Source organism: Shewanella septentrionalis (genome assembly GCF_025370265.1).
Classification (GTDB): Bacteria; Pseudomonadota; Gammaproteobacteria; order Enterobacterales; family Shewanellaceae; genus Shewanella; species Shewanella hafniensis.
Genome location: NZ_JAMTCC010000002.1, coordinates 148,479 through 173,036 on the forward strand (window position 1 = coordinate 148,479; position 24,558 = coordinate 173,036).

A 24,558-nucleotide genomic window follows, 5' to 3' on the forward strand; every position below is an offset into this window, starting at 1 on the left:
AAAGATGGTGGAGGGAGAAGGATTCGAACCTTCGAAGGCTGAGCCGTCAGATTTACAGTATGATCCCTTTGGCCACTCGGGAACCCCTCCACAAATACCTTTAACGCTTTTGTAAAACTCTACATCATTTTCGAACAACACTCACAAACTTACAGTGCAAATGGTGGAGGGAGAAGGATTCGAACCTTCGAAGGCTGAGCCGTCAGATTTACAGTCTGATCCCTTTGGCCACTCGGGAACCCCTCCTCAATTGCGGCCGCCATAGTAGTCAGAAACCTTTTGCATGTAAATACCCAATTTAAAAATTTTCCTAAAGTTATGCATCAAATGGTCGATTAACTAACAACGAATTGTTTTGACGATGTTTTTTTATGCAAATTGATGTTCCTTTAGTCAACGAAGCCCAAATTGGCCCCCGCTTAAACGCGGCGATAGAAAACGACAGACGGGGCGAATTCGCCCTGTTGCTGTCGTTACTGTCGGTTGACGCACGGGACATGGCGCAATTTCAATGGCAAAACGAGCTTGATATGGCGCAAAAATTACAGCGTCAGTTCGAGTTGCCACCGCAGCAAAGCTTAATGGCAGATTTATCTTCTGCTGAACCTGTGGTCGATAATAGCAGTATTTTTATGGCGCAAGGTCCGCGGGCATTTCAATTACAGCAGGCACTGCGACCGGAAGCCTTAGTGATCCGAGGCGGTGAGAGCGTAGCAATGGCCGAGGCCCTGAGTAACTGTGATCATGTCACCCAGCTTAGGCAGAGGGGCCAACTCAGCGCGCCTAAGGTCGAAATCATGCATTTTGCCGATCAATTGGCAATCCAACGTAATCTGGTGCCTCTGCTTGCTTCTGCCTAGTTACCAACTCCTGTAAGTGTTCTTTAAAACGCGTGTTCTGCTATAGCAATAGCAATTGCGTCAATCTGCGCCATTTCAGTAAATAAGCGTGAGCTAAAGCCAGTTATCTTGAGGCTTAATTACCTATAATTCTGATTAACCTATCGAGTTAGCCACTTACCGCGCAAATAAATTAGCGAGCATAGTTTAGTGATGCCGTTAATCAGTCGCTTTATAAATAAGGAATACAGATGAAAGGCATAATAGAAGCACAGAATCCGGCAGTGAATGATACTTGCACCGATTGTGGCAGTTTTGTCGATATCGGCGCCGTCATTGATGAACACGATACCTTATTGACGTTAAATTTTGTTGGCGATAGCGCGCAAACAGATGCAGAAAGTATGGCGAGCCGTGCCCAAGCTCGATTTGCTGAAGTGCAAACTGAGTTTGTGACCACGGCTGCGGGTATCGATTTACTGCTGACCTTTGGTGTGAGCGCTGAGAAAATGATTTTCCAATTGGAAAACGGTTTATAAGTTTTTGTGCAGCACTTTTAGCGGATAGACTTTAGCGGATAGAATTCGAGCTTAATCGTTTTAACTGTTTAAAAATGCTGCAGTTGTTAACTGAATTGTAATAAATTGTGCCACATGTTGCTGCACTTACAATAGATAGTGTAATCTGCCTCCAAATAAGAATAATTCAATCAGCTTAATTGCATATTTCAAGCTACGTTTGCGCGTAGCAAAGATCTTTAGCCCAACACGAAGTTTTGTAGGGAATCAGCGTGAAGCGACGTCAGCATCAGCATTTATTGGAGTCTTTGGTTCAGTCAACTGCAAAACAGCAGGGCGATTTCACCAAGACAGCAGAGTTAGCCACAGAGTTGTTGTGCCAGAATTTAGCGGTTTCTTTGGTGTCAGTGTGGACGTTTTCAGCTGATCAACAAACCCAAACACTCGTTGCACAATTTGGTTCTATGATGTTGCAAGACATTCATAGGCCTAAACTATTACAAGCTTGTCCCCGTTATGTGCACGAGCTTAAAACCCTGCGCCATATCGATGCTGGCAATACGCTGACCGATCCCCGTTTAAGTGAATTGGCAGAGTGCTACTTTATCCCGCGGCACATCAATTCCACTCTCGACATCGCCATTCGCATCAATGGTCGTCTGGAAGGTGTGCTCTGCATCGAGCGGGCGCAGTTCACTCCCCATTGGCACGACAGTGAAATCCACCTCGCGTGCCAGATGGCCGATCAATTAGCCCTGACCTTAGCGACAAAACACAGCTACGACAAAGAAGAAAGTTTGAGCCTATTTCGCTGCGCGACGGAGCAATCGCGACAGATCAGTATGCTCATTAATTTGCATACTGAAAAAGTCGAGTATGTGAATCAGGCACACAGTGAAATTACTGGCATGCCCCGTGAGCAGATAATCGGCGCAAATATCCGTGAATTGGCTTTTTTTAAGCAGCATGCCCAATTAGCCGAGCAAACCCTAGCGCAGATATTTAGGGGCGAGATTGCCAAAGGCGAAGTGCAGTTTAGCCGTACTGATGGCAGCCGTTATTGGCTGACATACGTCTTGAGTCAATTCATTACTGATCGCGGCAATCATTATGCCTTGGTCTCGTGTGAAGAAAATACCGATGAGCACAACTACAAGTCAGAGCTTGAACGCCTCGCTTGGCGCTGTGGATTAACGGGGCTACATAACCGCACCCACTTTAATCGAGTGCTTGAACGTACCAATAAAGGTTTGTTGTTATTAGTTGATTTAGTAGGATTTAAGCGGTTTAACGATACCTATGGTCATGAGAATGGCGATAGCTTGTTGATAGAAATTGCCCGCCGTTTGAAACATTTCTCCGAAATCAATAAAGCCACCGAAATTGCCCGCGTCGGCAGCGATGAATTTGCCGTATTGTTGACCGATGATAACGCGGTATACGATCTCGACTATTTTAGTACGCGTCTGTATCAGCATCTGGCTATGCCTATCTTAATCGGTCGCGAGCAAGTAGAGCCTAAGCCTGCCTTAGCTGTGGTTGATATCGCCTCGGTGGCGAGTTTGTTTGCGCCGTTAACCTGTGCCGATATTGCTGTTCAGTATGCTAAAAAGAAAAAAGGCACTGCAATCCAAGTGTTTAACAGTACTTTGTTGAGCGCATTTAAAGAAGATGCACAGATAGAGCGCGATTTACACAGTGCCATTCGTGGCCGTCAGTTTGAGCTTTATTATCAGCCACTGAGGGATTTAGAGCAGAATACCTATATTGGTGCTGAAGCTTTAATCCGTTGGCATCATCCTAAAAGAGGCGTGTTATTTCCCGCATCTTTTATCGACATTGCCGAGCAGTCGGGGATGATTAATTCCATTGGTAGCTGGGTGTTAGAGGCTGCATGTCGCCAGTTGAACCTATGGCAACACCATAATGCGGACATGACAATGCACGTGAATGTGTCGGCTCGCCAGTTTTTCAGTGGCAATTTATTCGAGCAGGTGTGGCAGCTGTTGACTCGTTATCGATTGAAACCTAAGACGTTAATTTTAGAGATCACTGAAACTGAGTTGATGGGCGACATTCGCCACGCGACCTTGTTATGTCAAGAATTAGCGGAATTAGGCGTAGGGCTTGCGATTGACGATTTTGGCACGGGTTATAGCTCAATGCGTTATTTGAAGCAGTTCCCGATCAGTAAACTTAAGATTGATCGGTCGTTTATTTCAGATCTGACTGTGAGCCGCGAAAGCCGCGAAATTGTCTCAGCCATTATCGCCATGGCGAGTGCCTTGAATATCTCTTTGACGGCAGAAGGGGTTGAAACCCTTGAACAAGAAGCCTTTTTAGCGAAGAGTTTTTGCCATCAGGCGCAGGGCTATCTCTATAGCCCCGCATTGCGGGAGCCTGAGTTTGCACAATTTATTTTGTCGGCCAAAAGCCCTTCGGTCTTGACCCACTAGACTGGTGTACTTGTTAAATCAGAGGGATTTTAAGCAGCATTGTTTGAATTTTTTACCGCTATGGCAAACGCAAGCATCATTTCTGCCGGGTAACTTCGCCGTCATTTGCTGGCCTTGGCTGTAATACCAGCGACCCGTTTGATAGATGAATTCCGAACGCTCATAGATAGCATCAATTTCACCTTCGAGTGTGTACCAAGCCTTAAATGTCACTGTGCCATGTCTTGGTTCATCTTCGGCTTGACTCGCTTGAGTGCTGTGGGAGGGTGTTTCACTGCTGCTGAGTACTTCTAGTCCTAACCAGTGTGGGTGAGGGCCAGTATTAAGACTCGCTAGGGTGAGACCGTTTAGATACTCGGGGTGATGTGTCTTTAATATATAATCAAAATTTTTCAACACAAATGCGCAGTAGCGTGAGCGCATGAGTTGCTCGGGCGTGCGCGCAACGACTTGCCCAGAATCCAGATGAATATGCAGTGGAGAGCAGCAATCTTGATAGCGTTTGCCACTGCCACAGGGGCAGTGTTGTTCAGTTGTCGTCATGTATTCTTTGCGATATCGATTTATTTAATAAATTAGGCTTTTATTCTAACGCATTAGGCTGGAATCTGAATGCGCAAATTAGCGTCAGTACAAAACTTAGGGTAATTTTTTACCGACAGGCAAAGGCGGGAACTGGCGGCCATAATACAAGTTAGGCACAGGTTTCGCATTCAGATAATAGCTAGGTTCTGCACGATTATTGGTATCTAAACTTACTTTCCACTGAGTCGCTGAGACTTTTTCTGTACCAATGGCAAATTTGCCTGCAAATTCACTCACAGGTTCGCCCGTTTCTTGTGCGGGATAAAATCGAACTAAATAATAGCCAGTATCTATGGCACCATTGCCGATAATTTTACGTTTAGTAATGCGGAAATCCACGTCGATATTGGCTTTCTTAGCGCGGATTTTATCGAAAAATTTCTTGTAAATCGCAACGATATTATCTCGTCCATAGTAAATCTCTTTACTTTGACTCTCAGATAAGTAGCTCGCATCATCGGCATAAATTTCACGGGTCACTTCAGGGGATAATTGATTAAAAGCGCTAATAAATAAAGGATAATTAGCATTGATCAATTGATCATCTGTGGATTTTGTATGCGTTTTAGCTGGATTGGCTAAGCTTGGCAGCGACAATAGGCATATCAGGACTAGCGGCAAAAATTTCATTACTTTATTCTAATCTGGCAATCATGGCGTCACTATAATGGAGCCGCCCGCTGAACTAAAGCCTTGAATGTTTACAAAGTGTGTTTCTGTACAAGAGTGTGAAGTAAAGGAGCTTGCCATGCTGGATGATGAATCAGCACTGTTTTTTGAGGAAATGGCCGGAGTTGTACCCCTGAAAGGTGAGGTGCCTGTGGTGAGTTTTGCGCCCAAAGCGTTAACGACGGAGCAGATCAATAGACGCGATGCCTTACAAAGGGAAGCTTATTTAGCGTGTATGCCGCTGGATTTAAAGGCGTTTGTGCAGCAAGCCCCGGATGAGATTGTCAGCTTTAAACGTGAAGGGGTACAAAGCGGCGTTTTTAAGCGCTTACGCATGGGGCAATACAGTATCAAGATGGAGCTCGATGTGCATGCCTATCGACTTAATCAAGCTCGCGAGGCTGTACTCAACTACTTACTGGCAGCGCAGGCGCACGGTGAGCGGTGCGTGATGTTGATCCACGGTAAAGGTTATCAGAGCCAACCCTTTGCTGGATTACTCAAATCCGCTGTGTGTTGTTGGTTATCACAACTGGATATGGTGCTGGCCTATCATTCGGCGAAAACGGAGCAGGGCGGCACAGGGGCGCTGTATGTGATGTTAACTAAGTCTGAACAGCTAAAGCTTGAGAACCGTGAAGCCAATCGTAAAGGCATGGGCTGGCGTTAGACCAAAACAGGCCGTGTATGAAATAAAAAGTCTCGAATAAAAATGCCCAATCTCGTTGGGCATTTTGTTTTATACAACTTGGCGATGGTTTAACTCATGATTGCCAACCGCATTGGCGATTAGCCGCGGTATTTTGCTCATCTAACCATGTTTTAAGTGGCGCGAAGTAATCGAGCACAGCTTTGGCATCCATAGCTTCTTTGCCTGTGACTTCTTTCAATGCCTGTGGCCATGGCTTGCTTAAGCCTAACTCGAGCATCTTATTAAGTTTCTCTCCCGCGGCTTGATTGCCATAAATACTGCATCTATGTACCGGTCCTTTATCGCCCGCAGTTTCACACAGGGCTTGATGGAACTGAAATTGCAGAATATGCGCGAGGAAGTAACGGGTGTAAGGCACATTACCTGGCACATGGTATTTAGCGCCCGGATCAAAATCTGCTTCACTACGTTCAACTGGTGCTTTTATGCCTTGGTATTTTTCCCTGAGATCCCACCAAGCTTGGTTATATTGCGCTGGTGTGATTTCGCCGCTAAACACTTTCCAGCGCCACTGATCTATCATCAAGCCAAAGGGCAGGAAGGCGATTTTATCTAAAGCTTGCTTCAGTAAAAGCCCAATATCCTTAGAGGCATCAGGCACTTCTTCAAGTAAACCAATCTGTTTTAAGTAGCTTGGGGTGATCGACAGCGCAATCGTGTCACCAATCGCTTCATGGAAACCGTCGTTAGCACTGTTTTTAAACAGGAATGGTTGCTGCTTATAAGCGCGTTGATAGAAGTTATGTCCAAGTTCGTGGTGGATCACGCTAAAGTCTTCGGCGGTCTTTTGGATACACATTTTTATGCGAATATCGTCGAGATTATCGAGATCCCATGCCGAGGCGTGGCAAACCACATCACGATCCTTTGGCTGAACAAACAGTGAACGAGCCCAAAAACTCTCAGGCAATGGCGCAAATCCTAGCGACGTGAAGAAGCCTTCGGCTTGTTTCACCATTTTATGCTCGTCATAGCCATTTTTTGCCAGTAACTCAGTGACATCATAACCTGGGTCGGCATTGTCAGGGGCGACTAAGTCATACACATTGCCCCATTGCTGGGCCCACATGTTACCGAGCAAGTGTGCAGGAATTGGTCCAGTGCTCGGTGCGATGCTATCGCCGTATTCTTTATTGAGTTCACCGCGCACATAACAGTGCAATGATTCATAAAGGGGTTTCACTTGGCCCCAAAGACGATCGAGTTCCTGTGAAAAATCATCGGGTTTCATATCATATTGACTGCGCCATAGCTCAGACAGGTTTGCATAACCAAGATCCTTCGCGCCTTCATTGGCCAGTTCCACTTCACGTTGAAACAAGGGACGCATGGGTTTGGCAATTTCACGCCAGCCTTTCCACGCTTCTAGTAAGGTTGCGGGATCCCGTGATTCGGCCATCAAGCTCGATAGCTCAGGCTGGGTCATACACTTACCGTCGGCAAAACAGTACTTTCCTTTGCCGTATAAGCCATTTAACTCTGAGCTAATTTGCGCAAGCTCGGCATTTTTCGCAGGATCGAGCGGGGCGGGCAATACTAACGCACTGCGTAGAATATTAAGCTTACGGGTATTAACGGGATCGAGTTGCACATTGGCGTACTTAGCCGCCTCTGTTGCAAATTTTACCGACGCTGCGCTGACCTTTTCACCGACCGCGGCAGACAGGGCAGCGGTATCATCGGTAATAAAGTTGCTGTAAATCCATTCGGCGCGATTAGACTCAATCGACAATTCAGCCATTTTGGCTTCAGCATCGTTAATAAAAGCAATGGCTTGTGCTTTATCTGGCGCGGTATTGATGACAGCCGCTTCAGTGCTAGCGGGCTTGTCTGTTTTACTTTGTGCATCATTACAGGCCGTTAATCCCAGCGCTAAGGCGACTGTGAGGGCGATTTTACTGCGACGATTCAATGAAATAACCATGTCTACTTGTCCTTGTTGTTTTTGTGTTACACAGTTTACCTAAAGCTAAGGTGTATTGCACAAGGGTTAATGGGCTTGTTAGTTACACTTATTTCGCAGATGTTCCATATACGGCTTGAATGCAGGCTAGAAAGCGGCGAATTTGTCCAATTTTAGTTTGACATCCGTGGTGCCAATGTTTAATTTAAACGAGTGTTTTAAATTAATTCAAGGTCACGGAATGGCAAGTCGATCCGATACAAAAACTAGAATACTTGATGCCGCAGAAAAACTGTTCGCTGAACGGGGCTTTTCTGAGACCTCGTTGCGACTCATCACCAGTAAGGCTGAGGTGAATTTAGCATCGGTCAATTATCACTTTGGTTCTAAAAAAGAGCTGATCCGTGCAGTATTAGCGCGTTATTTAGACGTGTTTATGCCTGCGGCTTCAAACCAAATTAATCGCTTAAATACCGCGCCAGCACAAGCAACACTCGAAGAAATTTTGTCTTCGCTGGTCGATCCTTTATTGGATTTAAACGCGCTACGTACAGAAGGCACCACGATCTTCCTGCAGCTTTTAGGACGCGGTTATATCGAAAGCCAAGGGCATTTACGTTGGTTTATCACGACCCATTATGGCCAACATTTGGATGCATTTGTTAAAGCTGTATCGGCTAGTGCGCCACATATTCCACCCGCTGAAATGTTTTGGCGTTTACACTTTACCTTAGGCACTATCGTATTCACTATGGCGTCCGCCGATGCCCTAAACGATATCGCTGCTGCTGAGTTTGGTGAGCATAACGACATCGAAGCCGTTATCCGTAAAGTGATCCCATACATGGCGGCTGGCGTATCAGTCCCCGTTTCTTCTTAATTAAAAGGTCTTGATAATGTTGACGATTATAATTCTTGCCCTGATAGCCATTGTCGTGTTGTTTGCGGTGAAAAATATCCGGATGCAGTTTATTACCCGCCCAGTTTTTAGTTTTTTCAAGAAGGTCTTACCGCCACTTTCAGATACCGAGCGCGAAGCGATGGAAGCCGGTGATGTCTGGTGGGAAGGGGAGTTGTTCCGCGGAAATCCTAACTGGAATACCTTGCACAGCTACGGCAAACCAACGCTGACCGCTGAAGAAAAAGACTTTATCGATAATCAAGTGATGACAGCACTGACGATGATAGATGATTTCGACATAGTGCATAACCGTAAAGATTTACCACCAGAGTTGTGGGAATACTTCAAGAAAGAAGGTTTCTTCGCCCTGATCATTCCGAAGAAATTCGGTGGTAAAGCTTTCTCTGCCTATGCTAACTCGACCATTGTCAGCAAACTAGCCAGCCGCAGCGTAAGCGCTGCTGTTACAGTAATGGTGCCGAACTCTTTAGGCCCGGGTGAGCTGCTGACCCACTATGGTACGAGCGAGCAGAAAGAACGCTGGCTACCCGCGTTAGCTAAAGGCGATGAAATCCCTTGTTTTGCATTAACCGGTCCAGAAGCTGGCAGTGATGCCGGCGCTATCCCCGATGTGGGTATTGTGTGCCGTGATACCTTCAATGGCGAAGAGATGCTCGGGCTAAAACTGACTTGGGATAAACGTTATATCACGCTGGCGCCAGTGGCGACGGTTTTGGGTTTAGCGTTCCAAATGCGCGATCCTGAAGGCTTGCTTGGTGATAAGAAAAACTTAGGCATTACCTGTGCGTTGATCCCAACGGATCATCCTGGTGTGGTGATTGGTCGTCGTCATAATCCGCTGGGCATGGCGTTTATGAACGGTACGACTCAAGGCAAAGAAGTGTTTATCCCGCTGGATTGGATCATCGGTGGCCCTGAATTTGCCGGTAAAGGCTGGCGTATGCTGGTTGAGTGTTTGTCGGCGGGCCGCGGTATTTCATTGCCAGCATTGGCAACGGCGTCAGGTCACATGGCGACAAAGACGACAACGGCTTACAGCTACGTGCGTCATCAGTTTGGTATGGCGATTGGCCAGTTTGAAGGAGTGCAAGAAGCGCTTGCGCGTATTATTGCCAACACTTATCAGTTGGAAGCTGCGCGTCGGTTAACGACTACGGGTATCGATCTTAAAGTGAAACCTTCGGTTGTGACTGCGATTGCTAAGTTCCACATGACTGAGTTAGGCCGTTCAGTGATGAACGATGCCATGGATATTCAATCGGGTAAGGGCATTCAATTAGGACCTAAAAACTATCTAGGCCACCCTTATATGTCGAATCCAATTTCGATCACTGTCGAAGGCGCGAATATTCTAACCCGCTCCTTGATGATTTTTGGTCAAGGTGCGACTCGCTGCCATCCTTACGTGCTTGCCGAAATGGAAGCTGCTGCGATGGAAAACCAACATGAAGCCTTAGAGCGTTTTGATGCGCTATTAATGGGCCACATGGGTTATGCCACACGCAATGCGTTCAGTGCTCTGTTTAGCGCGTTAAGCGGTAGCCGTTTTGGCAGTGCGCCAGTGAGCGGTGAAACTAAGCAGTACTATAAAGATATGTCGCGTATTTCGTCTGCGTTAGCCTTAATGACAGATTTATCTATGCTGATCATGGGCGGCGATTTAAAACGCAAAGAAATGTTGTCGGCGCGTATGGGCGATGTACTCAGCCAGCTGTATTTAGGCTCTGCAACCTTGAAGTTGTTTGAAGACAATGGCCGTCAACAGGACGATTTGCCAGCAGTACGTTACGTTATGGCCAATCGTTTGCACTTAGCGGCGAAAGCACTGGAAGACACGATTCGTAACTTCCCGAGCCGTCCTGTGGCATGGTTACTGCGCGGCTTAATCTTCCCGCTGGGTAATCACTTCAATGCACCGAGCGATAAAATGGCGACCGATTTAGTCGGCGGCATGTTGAAGCCTGGTCCTGCTCGTGACCGTATTACCTTCTTATGTCCTGAATTTGAAGGAGATAAAGGCGGTATTGCAGAAGTTGAGCAAGCATTTGTTGCTCAATATGCCTGTAAAGATATCTATAAAAAGCTGAAGAAAGCGCAGCGTGCCGGTGAATTGCCAGCCAAAGTGCCTAATCTTGTCTTGTTTGCAAAAGCCCTCGAGACTGGCGTAATCACTGCCGATGAAGAGCAAAAATTGCAGCATGCTGATAAGCTGCGCTTAGCGGCAATTAATGTGAATGATTTCGAAACGTTATAATGATTGCTAGTGTTTGATGTTAGCTTTTAATGTTAGTACGGTCTGGTCTAAGCGGTGTTAAGTTTGATGATTACTCCGCTTGGGCCGCTTAGATTCCCCTCAGCAATGAGAGCCGATAAATCAGCATTAACAGAAATCTGCACTTACAGATAACAGTCAATATAAAAAAACCACCTTCATGAGGTGGTTTTTTATTGGCTTTTTCTAACACGCTTGAGTCGTTAGAAGCAGCTTATGCAACTTAAGCAACGATTAACACTTTACAGGTGTTAGTGCCGCCAATCGTTTCCATTGCATCGCCTTTGGTCATTAGTACCATATCACCGCTATTCAAATAACCTGCCGCTGTTAATGCTTCTAACGCTTTTTGCGCTAGCTCATCGGCTGGGTGGATAGTTGAATCGAAGTAGATGGGTAACACGCCGCGGTACAAGGCCATTTTAGCCAGCGTTGTCGCGTGACGTGATAAACCTAAGATCGGCAGTGAAGAACTGATGCGAGACATTAGCTGTGGTGTCGCACCTGATTCAGTCAAAGCAATAATAGCCTTAACGCCTTCAAGGTGGTTTGCTGCATACATAGTCGAGAGTGCAATGGTTTCTTCAACTGAAGTAAAACGCACATCTAATCTATGCTTAGACACAATCACACTTGGGTGAGATTCAGCGCCAATACACACGTTTGCCATTGCCTTAACGGTTTCTTCTGGGAAGTCACCGGCAGCAGTTTCAGCAGATAACATCACAGCATCGGTACCATCAAGCACAGCGTTCGCCACGTCCATTACTTCGGCGCGGGTTGGCATTGGGCTTGAAATCATCGATTCCATCATCTGAGTGGCCGTGATGACGACTTTATTCAGCTGGCGTGAACGGGCGATTAATTTCTTCTGCACCGCAACGAGCGCAGCATCACCAATTTCAACACCTAAGTCACCACGGGCAACCATAACCACGTCAGACGCTAAGATCACATCGTCCATAGCTGCATCGGTCGCAACGGCTTCAGCGCGTTCAACTTTAGCCACGATCAAGGCATTGCAACCGGCTTGACGGGCAAGATCACGGGCGTAATCTAAATCAGCACCACTGCGCGGGAAAGACACGGCTAAATAATCCACTTGGATCATTGCCGCAGTCAAAATGTCAGCCTTGTCTTTTTCGGTTAGCGCAGCAGCAGAAAGTCCGCCGCCTTGCTTGTTAATACCTTTGTTGTTAGATAAAGGGCCTGCCACAGTCACTGTGGTATGCACTTTTCGGCCTTCAACACGCTCAACGCGTAATTGAACACGGCCATCATCTAACATCAGGATATCACCAACAGTCACATCGTCTGGCAATTGCTTGTAATCGATACCCACTTGGGTCTCGTCGCCTTCACCTTTGGCTAACTCGGCATCAAGTACATAGGCTTGACCTAATACCAGTTGTACTTTCTTATTGTCCTTGAAAGTAGAAACACGGATTTTAGGGCCTTGTAAGTCACCCAGAATAGCCACATGAACGCCCAACTCTTTAGCGATTTCACGCGCTTGAGTCGCTCGTTTTAAGTGATCTTCAGGGGAACCGTGGGAGAAATTAAGACGTACAACGTTTGCACCTGCCGCGATGATGCGGCGTAGATTATCATCACGATCGGTAGCGGGACCTAGAGTGGTGACGATTTTGGTTCTGCGGAACATAAGGATACTCCGTTAAAGTTAAAAAAATCTTGGGCCTATATTACCATGCAATTCCAGATTATGTAGTAAAGTTACAATCAAAATGATCTAAAGTTATGTATGAAATTTGTGAGGTATCGCTGATATTTGCACGATAAATGGCTAGGTAAAGGATCAACGCTAGCCATTTTTAGAAAAGGAAGTGAGTTACAGTATCGGATCTTTATTGATGCGAGACTCTTTTAACACTTCTTTTACGCGTTTCAAATTATCGCGGAAACGTGGACCTCGACGTAAGGTAAAACCCGTTGCCAATACATCTATAGTGACTAATTGGGCTAAACGCGAGGCCATAGGCAAATACATGTCGGTATCTTCTGGCACTTCCATTGTCACTGGCAGCGTACATTCCATCGACAACGGTGAGTTGCGGGCAGTAATACCAATTACAGCTGCACCGTTTTCTCTCGCTAAACGTGCTATCTCAATCAATGACTTAGTACGGCCAGTGTGGGATATCAACACGACAACATCGCCTTCATTGCTGTTTATGCAGCTCATGCGTTGCATTAGAACATCGTCAAAACAGATGACAGGCACATTAAAGCGGAAAAATTTATTTTGTGCGTCATGGGCAACAGAAGCGGAGGCTCCTAGGCCAAAAAAGGAAATCGTCTTAGCTTGAGTCAGTATATCAACGGCTTTATTGATGGCTGAAATATCGAGACTTTGACGAGCGGTATCAAGCGAAGCCATTGAAGATTCGAAGATTTTTGTCGTGTAAGATTCTGGTGAGTCATCTTCTTCAACATGGCGGCTCACATAAGGAGTACCGTTAGCGAGACTTTGCGCTAGATGTAACTTAAAATCAGGGAAGCCTTTAGTATCTAAGCGGCGACAGAAACGATTCACAGTAGGTTCACTGACATCTGCCATCTTAGCCAGTGTGGCGATGCTAGAATGTATAGCTGTCTGTGGTGATGCTAAGATCACCTCTGCAACTTTGCGTTCTGATTTACTAAAATGGGTGAGGCTTTTTTGAACCTTTTCTAGGGTATTCATACGCGTATGTCCGCTAAATTGAGAATGTAATTTTATTTTTTTAGTTTTGTGGGTGGCAGATCAAGGCCGGCGGCCCACAAAGAGACTTTTTGTAGTAACTTTTCAGTACAATTTTGAAATAAGACTTTACTAGCTTCAGTAATTTAAGCACAAAAAGCATATCAGATTTATGCTGCAAGTGCCTAGTTAGCAAGAATGTTAATATTTATAAAAATAGATGCATTTAACAAATTCTGTTGTTATATTACAACAAAAGTGTGGATTTCTTCATCGACATGAAGGGACACGACATACAAAGGAGATCGTAACGCAATGGGCAAAACAACATCAGGCGCCAAAGCTTGTGACTTCGTACTCTTTGGTACTAAAGGCGATTTGGCACGACGCAAGTTGTTACCTTCTTTATACCAGCTAGATAAAGCTGAACTTCTCGATAAAGATACGAAAGTGATCGGTGTCGCGAAAGACGAGTTTACTCAAGATGAGTTTATCGAATTAGTCACGCTTGCATTAAACACCTTCGTGAAAGAGCCTTTGTGCGAAGAGACTCTCCAACGTTTTCTGTCCCGCTGCCACTATATAGGCACTAACTTTACCGATTCAGCGGGCTACAGTGCCTTCCATGATCTGCTCAAACCAGAAGAGCGTGTCATGGTCAGTTACTTTGCTACGCCACCTGCAATATTCGGCGACATTTGCCGTTGTTTGCATGAACAAGATCTTATCCACCCAGATTCACGCGTGGTGCTCGAAAAGCCAATCGGTTCAGATTTAGACTCTTCTCGCGTTATCAACGATCAAGTTTCCGCTTACTTCAAAGAACGTCAGGTTTACCGTATCGACCATTACTTAGGCAAAGAAACCGTACAGAACTTGATTGCCCTGCGTTTTGCCAACTCTTTATTTGCCTCTAAGTGGGACAACCGTACGATTGACCACGTCCAAATTACGGTAGCAGAAGAAGTGGGTATCGAAGGCCGTTGGGGTTACTTCGACAAAGCGGGTCAGATGCGCGACATGATCCAAAACCATTTGCTGCAAGTGTTAACGCTGGTTGCAATGGATCCACCGGTCAACTTAGACGCTGACAGCATACGTGATGAAAAAGTCAAAGTGCTTAAATCACTGCGTCCAATTAATTCAGACAATGTGTATGAAAACACCGTGCGCGGTCAGTACAGTGCCGGTTTCTTAAAGGGCAGCCCAGTACCGGGTTATTTAGAAGAAGAAGGCGCCAACCTTCAATCACACACAGAAACCTTTGTGGCTATTCGTGTGGATATCGACAACTGGCGTTGGGCGGGCGTGCCTTTCTATTTACGTAGCGGTAAACGTATGCCGTTTAAGAGCTCTGAAATTGTGGTGTATTTCAAAAACCCACCACATAACTTGTATCGCTCAAGTTACCGTAATCTGCCACCGAACAAGCTGACGATTCGTCTGCAACCCCATGAAGGGGTTGAAATCCAGATGATGAACAAAGTGCCAGGTTTGGAGCAAAAACAACGTTTACAAACCACTAAACTCGATTTGAGCTTCTCCGATACCTTCAAAAATGAACGTATCGCCGATGCCTACGAGCGTCTGTTACTCGAAGCTATGCTCGGTAATCAAGCGCTGTTCGTGCGCCGCGACGAAGTCGAGCAGGCATGGACTTGGGTGGATGGTATTATCCAATCGTGGGAACAAAGCAACGAAAAACCAAAACCTTATCCTGCGGGTACTTGGGGTCCAGTTGCGTCAGTTGCTTTGATCACCAAAGATGGCCGTTCGTGGGACGAGTAGGAGACTTTGATGATTAAAGAAACCGTATTCAAATCTTTCGATACGCCAAGTGCCTTAGAACAGCAACTGGCCAGCAAGATTGTGAGCCAGTTACAGGAAGCCGTCGATGCCCGCGGAAAAGCGAGCCTAGTGGTTTCCGGTGGTTCGACGCCGCTTAAGTTATTTCAACTATTGAGCATGAAGTCCATCGATTGGAGTGATGTTTATATCACTCTCGCCGATGAGCGCTGGGTTGAAGCCGACGCTGATGCGTCTAATGAACGTCTAGTGCGTGAACATTTATTACAAAACCGTGCGGCAAATGCCAAATTCCGCGGTTTAAAAAACATGTTTTCGACCGCAGAAGCGGGCGCCGATATGGCCGCCGAGTCTTTGTCTAATTTCCCTCGTCCTTTTGATGTGGTGGTATTAGGTATGGGTAACGATGGTCATACTTGTTCTTGGTTTCCCTGTAGCGCTGAGCTTGATAATGCGCTCACAACCCAAGCCCTGTGCGTGGCGACTAACCCCACCACAGCGCCCCACGCCAGGATCACGCTCTCTAAGAGTGCGATTCTGAACAGCAGACAAATTTATCTGCACTTGGTCGGGGAACAGAAATTATCCGTATATCGTCAAGCGTTAGAAAGTGATGATGTCCATGCTATGCCTATCAGAGCCGTATTAGCGCAGCGTAAAACGCCCGTTGATGTGTTCTGGAGCGCTTAAGGAGTCAAGATGCACTCAGTAGTTCAAGCTGTTACCGACAGAATTATTGCCCGTAGCAAAGCGTCACGTGAAGGTTACCTCGCCGCATTGAATGATGCCCGTAACCATGGTGTACACCGTAGCTCCTTGAGCTGTGGCAACTTAGCCCATGGTTTTGCCGCCTGTAATCCAGACGACAAAAATGCATTGCGTCAATTGAATAAGGCGAACATCGGCATAGTGACGGCATTTAACGACATGTTATCTGCGCACCAACCCTATGAAAGCTATCCTGAATTGCTTAAAAAAGCCTGTCAGGAAGTCGGCAGTGTTGCACAAGTGGCGGGCGGTGTTCCGGCCATGTGTGACGGTGTGACTCAAGGTCAACCCGGTATGGAATTGAGCTTACTGAGTCGTGAAGTGATTGCTATGGCAACGGCTGTGGGCTTGTCTCACAACATGTTTGATGGTGCTTTACTGCTCGGCATTTGCGATAAAATCGTTCCTGGTTTGCTTATCGGCGCCTTAAGCTTTGGTCACTTACCTATGTTATTCGTGCCGGCTGGACCGATGAAATCAGGTATCCCGAACAAAGAAAAAGCCCGTATTCGTCAGCAATTTGCCCAAGGTAAAGTGGATCGCGCGCAACTGCTTGAAGCAGAAGCCCAGTCTTACCACAGTGCGGGAACTTGTACCTTCTACGGCACGGCAAACTCGAATCAGCTGATGCTTGAAGTGATGGGTCTGCAGTTACCCGGCTCGTCATTTGTGAATCCAGATGATCCACTGCGTGAAGCCTTAAACAAGATGGCCGCTAAGCAAGTGTGTCGTTTAACCGAAATGGGTACCCAATATACCCCAATCGGTGAAGTGGTCAGCGAAAAGTCTGTGGTGAACGGCATAGTGGCACTCTTGGCTACCGGCGGTTCAACTAACTTGACCATGCACATCGTCGCCGCGGCTCGCGCTGCTGGTATTATCGTGAATTGGGATGATTTTTCTGAATTATCCGATGCAGTGCCATTAGTGGCGCGCGTGTATCCAAACGGTCACGCCGATATCAACCATTTCCACGCAGCAGGCGGCATGGCGTACTTGATTAAAGAATTGCTCGATGCGGGTCTATTGCATGAAGATGTGAATACCGTTGCGGGCTTTGGTTTACGCCGTTATACCCAAGAGCCAAAACTGCTCGACGGTGAACTGCGCTGGGTCGATGGCCCAACGACAAGTTTAGATACTGAAGTGTTAACTTCAGTCGCATCGCCTTTCCAAGGTAACGGTGGTTTGAAATTACTGAAAGGTAACTTAGGCCGCGCTGTGATCAAAGTATCAGCGGTACAAGAACAACATCGTGTCGTTGAGGCGCCAGCGGTAGTCATTGACGATCAAAACAAACTCGATGCCTTGTTCCAAGCAGGTGCTCTGGATAGAGATTGTGTGGTTGTGGTTAAAGGCCAAGGCCCGAAAGCTAATGGTATGCCAGAGCTGCATAAATTAACGCCATTGTTAGGCACGCTTCAGGACAAAGGCTTTAAAGTCGCGCTGCTGACCGATGGTCGTATGTCTGGCGCGTCGGGTAAAGTTCCTGCGGCCATTCATTTGACGCCGGAAGCCTTAGATGGCGGCTTAATTGCCAAAGTCAAAGATGGCGACTTGATCCGTGTCGATGCGTTAACAGGCGAACTGAGCCTGCTCGTCTCTGAAGTAGAACTTGCCACCAGAACCGCCGGAATAGTCGATTTACATCGCTCACGTTATGGCATGGGCCGCGAGTTATTTAGTGCGCTACGTTCCAATCTAAGCAGTCCAGAAACTGGTGCGCGTTGTACTAATGCCATCGATGAACTTTATTAATACAAAGGAAGAATAACGCAATGCTTGAGAATAACTGGTCACTACAGCCACAAGATATTTTTAAACGCAGCCCTATTGTTCCTGTTATGGTGATTAACAAGATTGAACATGCGGTGCCATTAGCGCGAGCACTGGTTGCCGGCGGCATTAGCGTGTTAGAAGTGACTTTGCGTACGCCTTGCGCACTTGAAGCTATCACTAAAATCGCCAAAGAAGTGCCAGAGGCCTTAGTGGGCGCGGGTACTATCTTAAACGAAGCTCAGCTAGATCTTGCGATTGCCGCTGGTGCGCAATTTATTATCACCCCAGGCGCGACAGTTGAACTGCTCAAAGCGGGTATGCATGGTCCTGTACCATTGATCCCTGGTGTTGCGAGTATTTCAGAAGTGATGACGGGTATGGCGCTCGGTTACACCCACTTTAAATTCTTCCCAGCTGAAGCCTCGGGTGGTGTGGATGCGCTGAAGGCCTTCTCGGGACCGCTTGCGGATATTCGCTTCTGCCCAACAGGTGGCATTACGCCAAGCAGCTATAAAGATTATTTAGCGCTGCAAAACGTCGATTGTATTGGCGGCAGCTGGATTGCGCCAACGGATGCAATGGAACACGGCGATTGGGATCGTATCACTCAACTTTGTAAAGATGCCATTGGCGCTTTATAAATCGAGCTTGAAATAGTGACAAAATAAAAAACCACCGCAAGGTGGTTTTTTGTCTTTCATCTTTCGCCTTTGATAAAGAATGTCTGTGACAGCGGGCGCTATAGAAAGTTTAGCTTTTATAGAAATTCGCACATTTACAAACGGTCTGGCTTTATAGCATGTCGGGCAGCGCAATGTCTGCTTGGCTACATTTCCTTGCTCAGTTCCACATTTGAGCCGGCTTTTGGGCTAAATAGCTGTTGATACAGTCGCCCCGCAAACTCATCGGTCATTCCAGAAATATAGTCCGCCAATACTCTGTGACTGTTTAAGCCTTGTTGCTCACTTTCGCGCCAGCGCTCTTGGGTGTTCAGTGGCAGTAAACGCTCGGGATCGGAAGCGAAGGCTTCGAATAAGCCCATCACAATCTGCTGGCCTCTATATTCGAGCATTTGGATCTCAGGTTTACGGATCACGTATTTATAAACCAGTTGCTTGAGCACATTGAGCGCAATGGCAAATTCCGGCTCTAAGGTCGCATTAAAGCGTAATAATGGTTCTTCGAACACGTCATCTTCTGAGATCACAATCGCGGTGACAAAGCCATTAACGAGTGTACCTATGGCATCTTTACGTAGGTGATGCTCATGGGAAAACAGCTTATTGCCAATATCGGCAAGCTCTTGTCGTATCCACGCATCGCCGCTGTTTGTGAGTGTCGGCGCCACATCTTGATGCCACTGCGATGCCGTGACTATGCCCATCACAATCGCATCTTCGAGATCGTGCACTGCATAGGCGATATCATCTGCCAGTTCCATTATCGAGCAATCGAAGGATTTAAACTGAGTGCGCAGATGTGGATAGTGGTGCAGGGCGGGGTGTGAACCTTGCTGCGTCGAGGTAAAACGACTGCGGTCCGCCTCAGATAACGGCTCAAGCACCCAAGCGAAGATGTCGTTATCATCATCGAAAATGCCCTTAACCGGCGGCCATTGTGACGGTTTGAGCTGTCTATGGTTGGTGATTTCATTATGTTCACCCGCGACAAATAGCTTCGAGTGCGGCGCGGGGTATTTCAAAATCCCGAGCATGGTACGCCGACACAAGTTCATCCCGAAATCTAACGTGTAGGGCTCAAGCTTAGAGAGAATTCGAAAAGTTTGGCCATTGCCTTCAAAACCGCCGTGGTCGCGCATCATGTAATTCAATGCTACTTCACCGCCGTGGCCGAAGGGAGGATGACCAATATCGTGGGCCAAACACAGTGATTCTAATAAGCTCATAGAGCAAAGCAGCTGCTTATGCTGTGGATATTTACGTCTTAGCTGGGCGGCTATGCCAGTGCCAATTTGCGAGACTTCGAGTGAGTGGGTTAATCGAGTGCGATAGAAGTCATTCATGCCAACGCCGAGCACTTGCGTTTTGGCCTGCAGGCGGCGAAAGGCGGCCGAGTGGAGAATACGCGCCCTGTCTCTTTGGTAAGGGCTGCGGTGATCGTTACGCCGTTGTTTATCTTCACCATGGCGGCGTTCTTGCCAAACACTTGAAGTCATATGCATTCCTAGCGAGAGTGGAAAATCAAAGCATCTTGTTAATTTCGTCTAAATTCAAGGTGAAACTTGGCACAAAGCAGTTCATAAAATACTGTACAGCGGGATCAGGATTCGTCGCCAACATGTCTTCGAGGCGCTTACGGGCGGTATTAAACTCACTGTTGCCCGCACGGTTTTCTTCAAGACATTTAAGATAGGCACACAGAGTATCTGCGGATTTCACTATTGTCTTGTAAACGGGATCGGCGTAATCACTGATGAACAGACTGCGATAATCTTCTTTAAATTCTTCTGGCACCATATCTAGCATGCGCTGCTCGGCAATCGCCTCAATCTTTTTATACTCGGCTTCAATTTCTTTATTGAAGTATTTCACCGGCGTCGGTAAGTCACCCGTGAGAATTTCACTGGCATCGTGAAAAATCGCCAGACTTGTGGCTTGATGGGGATCAAGCGTCGTGCCGAACTTCTTATTACTGATGATCACCAGTGCATGGGCCACCATGGCAACTTGCAGCGAGTGTTCTTGAACATTTTCAGTGCGAACGTTGTACATCAAAGGCCAGCGTTGGATAAGTTTCATGCGAGCTAAATGCGCAAATAAATGACTCATAGTTTTCCTGTTAAATGTGGGCAAGTATATGACTTATGGTTTGCCAGCTAATGAGTGAATGGAAAGGCGACAAGCTGCATTGGAAGACGTGACACGCGTTGAATAAGCAGTATTGACGCTAATGAAGTCTTAGATTATCACAGCCTTGGGTGACACGTGAGTATGAGCGTGGAGGATTTGTCGAAATCGCTAAAAATAAAGCGACCACTAGGATCGCTTTATGACTCAAACCGTTAGTCGAGGCTAAACCTACTGTCGATAGTTTTCGAGGAAGGCGCCAAACTCGGTAAATGCTTTTTTCAGATCTTCTTTATAGGGTAAGAAAACCACGCGTAAATGGTCGGGCTCAGGCCAATTAAAGGCGGTGCCGTGCACTAACAAAATTTTCTTTTCTCTGAGTAAATCCAGCACTAAGCGCTCATCATCCCGTAGATTGAATTTCTTCATATCCAGTTTAGGGAAAGCATAGAGTGCGCCCTTAGGTTTTTTCACGCTCACGCCCGGGATTTGGTTAAGCAATTCGTAGCAGGCATCCCGTTGAACTGTCAAACGGCCATTAGGTAAAATCAGCTCGTTAATACTTTGATAGCCACCGAGTGCAGTTTGAATCGCATGTTGATTGGGCACGTTTGCACACAGGCGCATCGAAGAGAGCATCTCTAAACCTTCGATATAGCTCTTCGCGGCCTTAAGATTGCCAGATAACATCATCCAACCGACACGAAAGCCCGCTGCGCGATAAGCCTTTGATAACCCATTGAAGGTAACAGTTAAAATATCATCAGACAGACTAGCCGCAGGAACATGCTTGGCTTCGTCATACAAAATTTTGTCGTAAATTTCATCGGCAAATAAAATCAAGCTGTGTTCACGGCAAAGTTCAACCACTTGCAGCAGTAATTCTCTGCTGTATACCGCTCCAGTTGGATTGTTCGGGTTAATCAGCACTATGCCGCGGGTACGTGATGAAATTTTACTTTTAATGTCGTTGAGATCGGGGAACCAGTCCGCTTCTTCATCACAGCGATAATGCACAGCCTTGCCGCCTGCGAGATTCGCCGCTGCTGTCCACAGGGGATAGTCTGGTGAGGGGATTAAGATCTCATCATCGGTATTTAGCAAGCCTTGCATTGCCATCATAATAAGTTCTGAAACGCCGTTACCTATATAGATATCTTCGATATCGACACCAAAAATCCCTTGGGCTTGATAATGCTGCACTATGGCCTTACGGGCAGAGAATAATCCTTTTGACTCAGAGTAGCCTTGGGCACTGGGTAAATTGAGGATCACATCGCGCACAATTTCCTCTGGCGCTTCGAAACCGAAGGGGGCCGGATTACCAATGTTAAGTTTGAGGATCCGATGACCCTCGTCTTCTAAACGTCTGGCTTCCTTGTGCACTGGGCCGCGGATGTCATAGCAAACGCTATCCAGCTTGTTGGATTTGATGATAGGGCGCATTTACACCTCGGAACATGCATAAAGTTTTGGCTTAAGTTAGCGCACCATAACGAAATTTCACTGTAGATGAAAGGGGGGAACTGCACAGAATGGGACTTTTTTTATAAATACCACTTAGTTAAATATGCTTTAACAGTCAATTAATGAAATAGGAACAAGTTTTATATTCTGATTTTTATATTATTTAAAGAACGTTAGACTGTCGATAGTGGTAAATAAAACCTGCTTTACGTGTTTTTTAGATGTAAGAAGAAAATAATCACGCTTAACAGAAATGCATTTTCAGTGGTTGACGGTTATTTCGTTTCCTTTGTTCGTCCTATAAATCTTAGTCGGGGAAAATTGTATTTTAGCAAAAGCTTAATGATTGATTTTTAATCACAGCTCCTCGATAAGATCAACTTATGCAAACTGTATATGACCTTGTGATAAATAGGCATATTTATTGAATGCTTATTAAGCTAATAGGATCATTAACGGTTTCGTTGCGAGTGAGTTAAAATGCTTTAAATTTAAAGTGTTATGTTGATTTTGTCTGCGACCGTTAAAATTATTTTCTATCAAGTTAAATTTATAGTTGACTCAATATTCGATGCGCTTTATTTTCTGCGCGATGTTTTTGGCAAGGCACCTCAGATAGCAAGCAATTAGCGGGTTTTATCTTCAGGGTTAGTCATCATGAAGCAGCTGTGTTGACGTTCTGAATCATGTTGATTTCAGACGTTATTCTAAAACCATTTGCCTTTTAGGCGATTTATTTAGAGGACCTAAGTGCATGTCTGAACCGACAGCGTTAAGTCTCATCCCACCTTTGGTGGTATTGGTGTTAGCTATTTGGTTACGCCGTCCCATTTTATCTCTGATCATAGGTGCGGTAACCGGTTTCCTGTTACTCGATCCCAGTCAAGTCTTAAACAATTTTGCCAGTGTGTCATTGAAGGTCATGGCCGATGAAACCATAGGTTGGTTGATTTTGGTGTGTGGTGGTTTTGGTGCGCTGATCGCGCTTTTAGTCCGCACCGGCGGCGCATTAGCGTTTGGTCGTAATGCACTGAGATTTGCTAAGGGACCCAAATCGTCCCTATTGATGACCTTTATTCTTGGAATCGTGATTTTCATCGATGATTATCTCAATGCGCTGACCGTGGGTGAAACCATGAAGCGTGTAACGGATAAGTTTAAAGTGTCCCGTGAGATGCTCGCCTATGTCGTAGATTCCACCGCCGCGCCCGTGTGCGTGTTAGTGCCATTGTCGACTTGGGCTGTATTCTTTGGTGGATTACTGGTTGATAACGGTGTGGCAGCAGAAGGTCAGGGCATTGCTGTTTATATGCAAGCGATTCCTTACATGCTTTATGCTTGGTTAGCCGTGGCTATGGTGCTGCTTGTGGCACTCGGCATAGTGCCCGCCATTGGTCCGATGAAGACTGCGCAGCTGCGCGCTGCTCAAGGCGAACCAGCAGAAGCCCAAGTGGATTTCGACCAAGTGCAAACCTCGGATGAATATGCGGTTAAAGCCATCGAAGAGGAATTTAAGCACGCCGATAATCATGGCAAATTACACAACTTTTTAGTGCCGATTGGTTTGTTAGTGGCTTTTACCGTGTACTTTGATATCGACGTGTGGAAAGGCTTGCTGGCGACTTTAGTCATCACTATTCCTTATTATGCTGTGCAGCGTTTGATGCCGTTATCCGAGATGATGGATCAGATGATCGATGGCTTTAAGAGCATGTTACCGGCGATTAGCACTGTGATTGCGGCGTTTGTGTTTAAGGACGTATGCGATCAGTTATTACTGCCGCAGTACGTGATTGAATCCTTAAGCCCGTTTATGACGCCTAAATTGCTGCCTGCTGTGGTGTTTTTATCCATGGCGATCCTCGCGTTTGCGACGGGTTCGAGCTGGGGCATTTTTGCGGTTACCATTCCTATCGTGATGCCATTAGCGCAATCGGTGGGTGCGGATATCCCATTAGTGATTGGTGCCTTGTTGTCAGCATCATCATTTGGTAGCCAAGCGTGCTTCTACTCAGATTCAACCGTATTGGCCGCCCAAGGCTCAGGTTGTAACTTAGTAAGCCATGCAGTGACTCAGTTACCTTACGCGCTTATTGCAGCAGTAATCGCATTTATCGGCTTTATTGTGATTGCATAGCCTAAGCCACTGTCGAACCAGTCACCATTAATATAAGAAACCAGCTGCGGCTGGTTTTTTTATGTCTGCCGTCATTGGGTTAGGCGGCTAAAGTGAATCAAAATGAGGCAAAGTGATTAGGCTTGAACTAGGTTGAAGGCGATTCCACTCTTGAAGGGAGAACTTTAGACGATGTCAAATTATATTTTACGGAATTGTCATTTATATTTTACATATT

19 protein-coding genes and 2 tRNA genes are annotated in these 24,558 nt (G+C 46.3%); 11 read left to right on the forward strand and 10 right to left on the reverse strand.

The window, feature by feature from the left end:
- Positions 1-5: 5 nt before the first annotated feature.
- Together NE536_RS01780 and NE536_RS01785 are read right to left on the reverse strand one after the other, a co-directional pair.
- Positions 6-90, reverse strand: a tRNA-Tyr gene (locus NE536_RS01780).
- A gap of 71 nt (positions 91-161) precedes the next feature.
- Positions 162-246: transfer RNA gene (locus NE536_RS01785), tRNA-Tyr, on the reverse strand.
- 125 nt (positions 247-371) lie between these two features.
- Between NE536_RS01785 and NE536_RS01790 the strand changes: the two genes are divergently transcribed.
- The 3 genes from NE536_RS01790 (at position 372) to NE536_RS01800 (ending at position 3,813) form a co-directional block, all read left to right on the forward strand.
- Positions 372-860 carry a VC2046/SO_2500 family protein gene (locus NE536_RS01790; protein ID WP_261271609.1) on the forward strand — a complete coding sequence of 163 codons (489 nt, stop codon included), beginning with the start codon at positions 372-374 and terminating at the stop codon, positions 858-860.
- Positions 861-1,090: 230 nt separating this feature from the next.
- Complete coding sequence (locus NE536_RS01795) at positions 1,091-1,378, forward strand: DUF406 family protein (RefSeq protein WP_006081553.1); 288 nt, start codon at positions 1,091-1,093, stop codon at positions 1,376-1,378.
- A 251-nt stretch (positions 1,379-1,629) separates the two neighbouring features.
- On the forward strand, positions 1,630-3,813 hold the full coding sequence (locus NE536_RS01800) for a putative bifunctional diguanylate cyclase/phosphodiesterase (RefSeq protein WP_261271610.1): 2,184 nt from the start codon (positions 1,630-1,632) through the stop codon (positions 3,811-3,813).
- 18 nt (positions 3,814-3,831) lie between these two features.
- Here NE536_RS01800 and NE536_RS01805 read toward each other — a convergent pair whose 3' ends face one another.
- Both NE536_RS01805 and NE536_RS01810 read right to left on the reverse strand, forming a co-directional pair.
- On the reverse strand, positions 3,832-4,356 hold the full coding sequence (locus tag NE536_RS01805; RefSeq protein WP_261271611.1) for a YchJ family protein: 525 nt from the start codon (positions 4,354-4,356) through the stop codon (positions 3,832-3,834).
- A gap of 96 nt (positions 4,357-4,452) precedes the next feature.
- The gene (locus tag NE536_RS01810) at positions 4,453-5,028 is read right to left on the reverse strand and encodes a nuclear transport factor 2 family protein (RefSeq protein WP_261271612.1); all 576 of its coding nucleotides are present in this window, start codon (positions 5,026-5,028) and stop codon (positions 4,453-4,455) included.
- Between the two features lie 118 nt (positions 5,029-5,146).
- Between NE536_RS01810 and smrA the strand changes: the two genes are divergently transcribed.
- Positions 5,147-5,737, forward strand: coding sequence for a DNA endonuclease SmrA (gene smrA / locus NE536_RS01815; protein WP_261271613.1), 591 nt, complete (start codon positions 5,147-5,149; stop codon positions 5,735-5,737).
- A gap of 94 nt (positions 5,738-5,831) precedes the next feature.
- Here the strand turns inward: smrA and NE536_RS01820 are convergent, their stop codons facing one another.
- Positions 5,832-7,703 carry a M2 family metallopeptidase gene (locus tag NE536_RS01820; protein WP_261271614.1) on the reverse strand — a complete coding sequence of 624 codons (1,872 nt, stop codon included), beginning with the start codon at positions 7,701-7,703 and terminating at the stop codon, positions 5,832-5,834.
- Positions 7,704-7,923: 220 nt separating this feature from the next.
- Here NE536_RS01820 and psrA point away from each other — a divergent pair, with 220 nt between their 5' ends.
- Together psrA and NE536_RS01830 are read left to right on the forward strand one after the other, a co-directional pair.
- Positions 7,924-8,562, forward strand: a complete 639-nt coding sequence (psrA, locus tag NE536_RS01825; RefSeq protein ID WP_106650433.1) for a TetR family transcriptional repressor PsrA — start codon at positions 7,924-7,926, stop codon at positions 8,560-8,562.
- Positions 8,563-8,578: 16 nt separating this feature from the next.
- Entirely contained in the window at positions 8,579-10,858 is a 2,280-nt protein-coding gene (locus tag NE536_RS01830) for an acyl-CoA dehydrogenase (RefSeq protein WP_220592919.1), read from the forward strand.
- Between the two features lie 241 nt (positions 10,859-11,099).
- Here the strand turns inward: NE536_RS01830 and pyk are convergent, their stop codons facing one another.
- Together pyk and NE536_RS01840 are read right to left on the reverse strand one after the other, a co-directional pair.
- The gene (gene pyk / locus NE536_RS01835; RefSeq protein WP_261271615.1) at positions 11,100-12,539 is read right to left on the reverse strand and encodes a pyruvate kinase; all 1,440 of its coding nucleotides are present in this window, start codon (positions 12,537-12,539) and stop codon (positions 11,100-11,102) included.
- Between the two features lie 186 nt (positions 12,540-12,725).
- Positions 12,726-13,580: a MurR/RpiR family transcriptional regulator gene (locus tag NE536_RS01840; RefSeq protein ID WP_106650436.1), complete on the reverse strand. Its 855-nt coding sequence runs from the start codon at positions 13,578-13,580 to the stop codon at positions 12,726-12,728.
- A 312-nt stretch (positions 13,581-13,892) separates the two neighbouring features.
- Between NE536_RS01840 and zwf the strand changes: the two genes are divergently transcribed.
- From zwf to NE536_RS01860, 4 genes are read left to right on the forward strand one after another with little or no spacing between them, the layout of a single operon-like run.
- Positions 13,893-15,365 (forward strand): glucose-6-phosphate dehydrogenase, encoded by a 1,473-nt coding sequence (gene zwf / locus NE536_RS01845; protein WP_028759998.1) that lies wholly within the window; start codon positions 13,893-13,895, stop codon positions 15,363-15,365.
- Between the two features lie 9 nt (positions 15,366-15,374).
- A complete protein-coding gene (gene pgl, locus NE536_RS01850) occupies positions 15,375-16,073 on the forward strand; it encodes a 6-phosphogluconolactonase (RefSeq protein WP_261271616.1) in 699 nt (232 codons plus the stop codon).
- 9 nt (positions 16,074-16,082) lie between these two features.
- Positions 16,083-17,909 carry a phosphogluconate dehydratase gene (edd, locus tag NE536_RS01855; RefSeq protein ID WP_261271617.1) on the forward strand — a complete coding sequence of 609 codons (1,827 nt, stop codon included), beginning with the start codon at positions 16,083-16,085 and terminating at the stop codon, positions 17,907-17,909.
- Positions 17,910-17,929: 20 nt separating this feature from the next.
- Positions 17,930-18,571, forward strand: a complete 642-nt coding sequence (locus NE536_RS01860; RefSeq protein WP_261271618.1) for a bifunctional 4-hydroxy-2-oxoglutarate aldolase/2-dehydro-3-deoxy-phosphogluconate aldolase — start codon at positions 17,930-17,932, stop codon at positions 18,569-18,571.
- Between the two features lie 185 nt (positions 18,572-18,756).
- On the opposite strand, the gene NE536_RS01865 is transcribed toward NE536_RS01860, so the two are convergent.
- The 3 genes from NE536_RS01865 to NE536_RS01875 all read right to left on the reverse strand — a co-directional run bounded on the left by NE536_RS01865 (position 18,757) and on the right by NE536_RS01875 (position 22,183).
- Complete coding sequence (locus NE536_RS01865; RefSeq protein ID WP_261271619.1) at positions 18,757-20,106, reverse strand: anti-phage deoxyguanosine triphosphatase; 1,350 nt, start codon at positions 20,104-20,106, stop codon at positions 18,757-18,759.
- A gap of 25 nt (positions 20,107-20,131) precedes the next feature.
- A complete protein-coding gene (gene yfbR / locus NE536_RS01870; protein ID WP_011839912.1) occupies positions 20,132-20,719 on the reverse strand; it encodes a 5'-deoxynucleotidase in 588 nt (195 codons plus the stop codon).
- Between the two features lie 249 nt (positions 20,720-20,968).
- Positions 20,969-22,183, reverse strand: coding sequence for a pyridoxal phosphate-dependent aminotransferase (locus NE536_RS01875; RefSeq protein ID WP_261271620.1), 1,215 nt, complete (start codon positions 22,181-22,183; stop codon positions 20,969-20,971).
- Between the two features lie 775 nt (positions 22,184-22,958).
- Here NE536_RS01875 and NE536_RS01880 point away from each other — a divergent pair.
- Entirely contained in the window at positions 22,959-24,341 is a 1,383-nt protein-coding gene (locus tag NE536_RS01880) for a Na+/H+ antiporter NhaC family protein (RefSeq protein ID WP_261271621.1), read from the forward strand.
- The last annotated feature ends 217 nt before the right edge of the window (positions 24,342-24,558 follow it).